Annotated in this window: 7 protein-coding genes and 3 pseudogenes; 2 read left to right on the top strand and 8 right to left on the bottom strand. The window is 59.4% G+C overall.

The window, feature by feature from the left end:
- The 3 genes and pseudogenes from M0654_RS21050 to M0654_RS21040 form a co-directional block, all read right to left on the bottom strand.
- Positions 1-404: pseudogene (locus M0654_RS21050) on the bottom strand (IS5 family transposase); the annotation flags it as partial.
- Between the two features lie 141 nt (positions 405-545).
- The gene (locus M0654_RS21045; protein WP_245450591.1) at positions 546-884 is read right to left on the bottom strand and encodes a VanZ family protein; all 339 of its coding nucleotides are present in this window, start codon (positions 882-884) and stop codon (positions 546-548) included.
- Positions 885-1,023: 139 nt separating this feature from the next.
- Positions 1,024-2,076, bottom strand: a complete 1,053-nt coding sequence (locus M0654_RS21040) for a glycosyltransferase (RefSeq protein ID WP_248684753.1) — start codon at positions 2,074-2,076, stop codon at positions 1,024-1,026.
- Between M0654_RS21040 and M0654_RS21035 the strand changes: the two genes are divergently transcribed.
- Positions 2,063-3,496 carry a glycosyltransferase gene (locus M0654_RS21035; RefSeq protein ID WP_248684751.1) on the top strand — a complete coding sequence of 478 codons (1,434 nt, stop codon included), beginning with the start codon at positions 2,063-2,065 and terminating at the stop codon, positions 3,494-3,496. The two genes, M0654_RS21040 and M0654_RS21035, sit on opposite strands and share 14 nt — an antisense overlap.
- Positions 3,497-3,522: 26 nt before the next feature.
- Here the strand turns inward: M0654_RS21035 and M0654_RS21030 are convergent, their stop codons facing one another.
- The 5 genes and pseudogenes from M0654_RS21030 to M0654_RS21015 form a co-directional block, all read right to left on the bottom strand.
- Positions 3,523-3,720, bottom strand: a complete 198-nt coding sequence (locus tag M0654_RS21030) for a hypothetical protein (RefSeq protein ID WP_118851942.1) — start codon at positions 3,718-3,720, stop codon at positions 3,523-3,525.
- A gap of 67 nt (positions 3,721-3,787) precedes the next feature.
- Complete coding sequence (locus M0654_RS21025; protein WP_313791098.1) at positions 3,788-4,192, bottom strand: ATP-binding cassette domain-containing protein; 405 nt, start codon at positions 4,190-4,192, stop codon at positions 3,788-3,790.
- Positions 4,193-4,322: 130 nt separating this feature from the next.
- Positions 4,323-4,454, bottom strand: a complete 132-nt coding sequence (locus M0654_RS22820) for an ABC transporter ATP-binding protein (protein ID WP_282571726.1) — start codon at positions 4,452-4,454, stop codon at positions 4,323-4,325.
- Between the two features lie 144 nt (positions 4,455-4,598).
- Positions 4,599-4,745 (bottom strand): annotated as a pseudogene (locus M0654_RS22815) (ATP-binding cassette domain-containing protein); the annotation flags it as partial.
- A 45-nt stretch (positions 4,746-4,790) separates the two neighbouring features.
- Positions 4,791-5,087 (bottom strand): ATP-binding cassette domain-containing protein, encoded by a 297-nt coding sequence (locus M0654_RS21015; protein WP_248684748.1) that lies wholly within the window; start codon positions 5,085-5,087, stop codon positions 4,791-4,793.
- A gap of 32 nt (positions 5,088-5,119) precedes the next feature.
- Between M0654_RS21015 and M0654_RS21010 the strand changes: the two are divergent.
- Positions 5,120-6,005 (top strand): annotated as a pseudogene (locus tag M0654_RS21010) (zinc-binding dehydrogenase); the annotation flags it as partial.
- Positions 6,006-6,020 lie beyond the last annotated feature (15 nt).

The raw sequence follows: 6,020 nt of genomic DNA, 5'->3' as shown, positions 1-6,020 counted from the left end.
ACCGGCAAGCGCCGTTCGTCGACCACAACATGAAGCTTGGTGGTCAATCCTCCACGAGAGCGGCCGATGGCGTGATCGGGGCCCCCTTTTTACCACCGGCGGCGTGTTGGTGGGCGCGCACGATGGAGGAATCGATCAACTACATTGACCGGGGCGTGTGGCTGCGAGCGCCTCAAAGACCCGCAGCCACACGCCCGCCTTGGCCCACCAGTTATAGCGATTGTAGGCCGTCGTGTAAGGGCCGTATCGCTCCGGAAGGTCACGCCACGGTGAGCCGGTTCGCAAGATATAGAAGATCGCGTTCAGAACGCGCCTATCATCCGCCCGCGCCACGCCACGGGTTTATTGGGAAGAAGCGGCGCCATCAGCACCCATTCCCGATCAGTAAGGTCGAACCGTGCCATGCAAAAACCTCCCTCGAAGTTTGAATCGTGAACGGTCCTCACAAGGAACCCCTTTTATGAGTACATACCCTAGCACCACTGCTTCAGTGGATCGAAGTTCCACGTCAACCATCAGAGCAGCATGGAGAGCTGGCGGTACCGCTATTGCGATAATCGGAGGCGCCGTGTCCTCACCAGATGGTTTAGCGCCCAGCCAATGCCGACACCGAGTACGGCTCCGCTTGCCTTCACAACGGCATCATTGAAATGAGCATGACGTGACGGCGAAAGAAGCTGCATAGCTTCGATCAACCCCGCGCAAGCGATCAGCGTCACGGCCAAGAGCGGAATACGTCTTGGATAGGCAACAGCGAAGAGCATCGCCATAACGGCAAACGCCAGTACCCGGTTTATCTCCACGGGCAAGAGATCATGTGGTCTGAATTCGATGGGGGCGACCGTCACGAAGACGATCAACGCCAAAGCGGCCCACGCCAGCAATTTGAATATCCTTATTATCACCATTTAAACCAATTGTAGGTGCTGCGATGAGTTGGGCCCGGCACGCAATCTTCTTCGCCAAGAGCGTCACGAAACGTTTCGAAATCATCAGAGGCCGCCTGATGCAATGAACGCGGCTTCACCCCAAGCGGCAGGGCTGATCCAGTGCCGGAAGAGGCTCTTTGTATTCGATAAGTATCTGGTGACGGCCGAGTAGTCGATTGAGGTGGAACTGGACGATCCCCTGAAACTCCGGAAATTTACCCGCCACCGCAAACGCGGCCTGTTGCCACCGTATGGGATCTTCTGCCGTCGCGCGTCTCGCAAGACGGATCACTTGGAGCGGGTAGATTGCGAGGAGAGCGAGGCTTGCCGGGTGCAGGGCGCAGCCGCCGACGGCGATGAAAGGGATCAATCCGCCCCAGACAACGCTGCGTCTGACATTTCGACTCCAGATCCGGAACGGCGATCGACCGTGGAGGCTGGAGACCTGTGCATAAGCATGTCCGCAACGGACGCTTCTGCGCCACCACTGGCTAAAGCGGGTGATCGCGGCATCGTGCCGCGTCATCTCCACCGGAAGCCGCCAGATCTTCCAGCCTGCGGTTCGCAGCCGGACGCACAGTTCCGGTTCTTCCCCACCGATCAGATCATCCAGGTAGCCGCCGACATCCTTCAGGGCACTCGTTCTGATCAGCACGTCACCGCCGCATTCGATAGCTTCACCCGCCGGGCCGTCCCACTCGCGGTCGCACAGGGTATTGTAGATGGTTACATTTGGGTAGATCTCGCGGCGACGGCCGAAGACCAGTGCTAGATCCGGATGGGCTGCCAAAAATGTAGCCGCTTCATCAAGCCATTTCGGATCCAGCCGGCAATCCCCATCCACGAACTGGACGAACTCCGTCTCCGGCCGGATCTGCATCAAAGCATGAAAGCCGGTATTGCGCGCGCGCGCAGCAGTGAACGGCGTCGTCATGTCCAGACAAACTACCCTCGCGCAAAGCGATGTGGCAGCGTCGACGCTTCCGTCAGACGAACCGGAGTCCACATAGACGACATGGCGGCTGTGATCCTTGACGGATCGCAGGCAGTTGAGCAGACGCTTCCCTTCGTTTCTGCCGATGACCACGATGCCGATGCCGGCAGAGCTACCGTCTTTCCGTGAGGCAGGCATTTTGAGAGCATCCATTGCGTTACCTCGATGCGGTCATTCGAAATCCGGCATTACTGAAGGTCGCCGGGCCAGCCGGATAGTCCTTTTTCTCTGCCATACCTGTAAACTTACCCCTTTGGTGGAAGCGGCTTCGCCCGCGATGTCTGTTTGTGGAACTGAGCGGGTGGCGACTCATGGCTTATACTTGGATGGCAGAACGACACTGCCGAACAGGAGAGCCGCCAGGGAGATGCGTATCGCGTATTTCACCAATCAATATCCAGCACCGAGCCACACGTTCATCCGGCGTGAAATCACGGCTTTGGAAGAGAGGGGACATAGCATTCGGCGATATGCCGTGCGTCCTTTCAAAGGCGAACTGAAAAACCCTGAGGATCTCCGGGAGGCGGCCAACACCCGTCAGCTGTTGAAAACCGCACCCGGCTCTGCCGCTCTCAGCTTAATCCGCGTGCTATGCATGCGCCCCGCGTCATTCTTTCGAGCCGCCGCAAGCGCTTTCTGTTTCGGAAGAGGTTCAGAGGGACGGCTCCTCGTCCACCTTGCCTATCTCGCGGAGGCTGCCATTCTTGCCGACTGGTGCCTGCGAGAGAAGATTGAGCATCTGCATGTGCACTTCGGCACCAATCCCGCCACGGTCGCCGTGTTTGCACATCAGATCTGTGGCGTGCGCTTCAGCTTCACCGTCCACGGCCCGGAGGAGTTCGATCGCCCCGAGGCGCTCAGCCTTTACGAGAAGATCCGAGTGTCCTCGTTTGTCGTGGCCGTCAGCTCATATGGCCGCAGTCAGTTGATGCGCTGGGCCAAGTCGGCGGACTGGAAAAAGATCTGCGTTGTCCGCTGTGGCCTCGATGAGCAGTATCTTCGGGATCGGACGGTATCCTCGGCAACGGGGAAACGCCTCGTATGCATTGCCCGACTATCGGAGCAGAAAGGCCATCTGCTCCTGGTGCAGGCGGCGGCACAGCTGAAAGCGGAGAACCTGGATTTTGAACTTGTTCTGGTTGGCGACGGGCCGCTGCGTTTGGAAATCGAAGAGCAGGTGAAACATCTCGGACTTAGCGATACGGTGAAACTGACGGGAACGCTTTCTCAGGACGATGTGCGGGCTGAAATTCTGAAGGCGAAGGCGCTTGTTCTGCCGAGCTTCGCAGAGGGCCTGCCGGTTGTCCTCATGGAGAGCCTCGCGCTGAGCCGACCGGTGATCGCTACCTATATCGCGGGAATTCCGGAGCTCGTTCGGCCGGATAACGGCTGGCTGGTGCCGGCAGGCGATGTTGAGGCTTTGGTCGGAGCGATGCGGGAGGCACTTCTCGCCAGCGACATGGAACTGCTGAGGAAGGGGGATGCGGGTCGCCGCCTCGCGCTCGAAAAGCACAATGTCTCGAACTCGGCAGCCGTGATCGAGAGGCTGATGGCGCAGGCGGACCCAGCCTGAAAGTGTCGCATGGCTCAGACGCTCTGTCAGGCTCTCATCATAGCAGCCTGCGATGTCTTTCGGCCACTCTCGATCAGCGCCTTGGTGTAGCCCTCGCGAGGAGCGAGGAAGGTTTGTTCCGCGTCGCCCTGCTCGATGATCTCGCCGCGCTTCATGACGATCGTGCGTTGACAGATCTGGCGGATAACCGAGTCATGCGAAATGAAGACATAGGTCAGGTTCAACTCGGCGCAATTGCTGCAGGAACTCGAGTACCTGTGCCTGAACGGAGATGTGCAGGGCGGAGGTCGGCTAGTCGAGGATCAACAGCCGCGGGTTCAGTGCGATCGCGCGTGCAACGCAGACGCGCTGCTTCTGTCCACCAGATAGCTCGCGCGGGTAGCGGAACTTGAACAACTTCGGCAGTTGCACGATGTCGAGAAGTGCTTCCGTGCGTGCCGCGATATCTCGGCGGCTCATGTTAGTCTGGATGCACAGCGGCTCGCCGATTGCATCGCCGATGGTGTGGCGACCGTTCAGCGCCGAATGCGGGTTCTGGAAGACGAACTGCATATGCTGTCGCAACGGTTCGCCGGCAAGGCCGGTGATATCGGTGCCGTTGAAGATCACGTCTCCGGAAGTCGGCTCGATGAGACGCAGAAGCATCCGCGCCAGGGTCGATTTGCCCGAGCCGCTTTCTCCGACCACGCCGAAGATCTCGCCGGTCTTACGGAAAGGTCGAGGGAGTTGATCGCCACGACCTCGGCACCGGACTGGCGGCGGTAGATTTTCCTGAGGTTGCGCGCTTCAAGAAGGTGGGTCGGAGCAGCCCGTTCTGGAGCGGCTGCTAGAGCCACAGGCCTTTAGGCGTGAGGTTGATGTCCGGAACCGCCGCCAGTAGGCGCTTTGTGTATTGGTGCTGCGGCCGCTTCAGGATGTCCTGCGTCAAGCCTTGCTCGACAATCTCGCCTTTGTACATAACGGCGCAGAGCTTCGCCACGGTGGCAATCGCACCGATGTCGTGGCTGATCATGATGACGCTAAGGTTCAGCTTCTCGACGAGGGAATTGATGAGATCGAGCACCTGCGCCTGCACGGTCACATCAAGCGCAGTCGTCGGTTCGTCGGCGATCAGGAGGTCGGGTTTGCCCGCGAGCGCCATGGCGATCAGCACGCGCTGGTGGATGCCGCCCGACAACTGATGCGGATATTGGGAGAACAGCATCGAGGGGTTCGGCAGACCGACCTGATCGAGAAGCTCCTCGGTTCGGGCCCGCGTGCTGTCTTCGAGGAAACGCCTTTGCCGCCCGCCTTATCATGTGCGTAGATGACGTCCGAGATTTGCCGCCCGATCGAAGAAAGCGGGTTCAGGTACGTAATCGGGCCCTGGAAGATTATCAAGATGTGGATCCCGCGGATCTTTGTCCAGTCCTTCTCGGGCCAGCGCTGTGATGTCCTGGCCATCGAAGGAGATGGATCCTTCGACAACCTCGCAATTACTCGGGCCGATGCCGAGAACTGAACGCACCAGAACCGTCTTGTCGGAGCGGCTATCACCGACGATGCCGAGCGTGTCGCCGCGATTGACGGAAAGGTTGATGCCCTTCAGCACATGCACCGGCCCGTCAAATGTCCCGACGTGGTATTCGTCTGCCGCATGTTCCGGGACGAGCTGGCCGGCAAAGTGGTGGCGACCGGCAAGGGCGTGACGCGGTTCAATGTTGGCGACCGCGTCACGGTGCCTTTCGTCTCCGGCTGCGGCCATTGCTCCGAATGTCATTCTGGCAACTCGCATTTCTCCTGAGCCAGTTCCAGCCAGGCATCACCCACTGGGGTGCGCTCGCCGGAGCATGTCGCGATCGATTCCGCCGATACAGATCTTGTGGCTCTTCCGGAAGAGATCGACGACGCCACAGCTGCAAACCTTACCTGCCGCTTCGCCACCTCCTTCCGCGTCGTCGCCGATCAGGCCCGTACCGACCCCGGTGACTAGGTCATAGTTCATGGCTGCGGCGGCGTCGGCCTTTCGGCAATCATGATCGCGACCGCCCTCGGTGCGAACGTCATCGGGATCAATCTGACAGAAGATAAGATCGCCCTAGCACGACAGTGCGGGGCAGTGGAACCAATCAAAGCGGACTCCGTGCCGGATGTCGTCGAGGCGGTCAGAGAGATCACCAAGGGCGGTGCCCACGTTTTCATCGATGCGCTCGGTCACCCCGCGACCTGCTTCAATTCCATCAAGAACCTGCGACGCCGCGGCCGGCATGTGCAGGTTGGCCTGATGCTTGGAGAGCATGCCACACCGCAAATTCCGATGGCGCAGGTGATTGGCCACGAGCTTGAAATCTATGGCAGCCATGGCATGCAGGCTTGGCGCTACGACGCGATGCTTTCTACGCTGACCGCCGGCAAGATGAAACCGCAGCAGCTCATTTCCAAGAGGATAAACCTAGAGGCAGCTGATTCCGAGTTGGTGAACCTCGACAAGGCGGAGACGCTAGCTATTGCCGTCGTGACCAGCTTATAGGCATCGGGTAATGTG

It is taken from the genome of Neorhizobium turbinariae, from assembly GCF_023223505.1.
Classification (GTDB): domain Bacteria; phylum Pseudomonadota; class Alphaproteobacteria; order Rhizobiales; family Rhizobiaceae; genus Neorhizobium; species Neorhizobium turbinariae.
The sequence above is the reverse complement of the archived record's forward strand: the minus strand, read 5'-3'. Positions and strand labels throughout refer to the sequence as shown.

Bases quoted from the DNA above. Each gene is read 5' to 3' on its own strand.
- M0654_RS22820 (WP_282571726.1), bottom strand. From the start codon at position 4,454: ATGTACAAAGGCGAGATTGTCGAGCAAGGCTTGACGCAGGACATCCTG.
- M0654_RS21040 (WP_248684753.1), bottom strand. From the start codon at position 2,076: ATGGATGCTCTCAAAATGCCTGCCTCACGGAAAGACGGTAGCTCTGCC.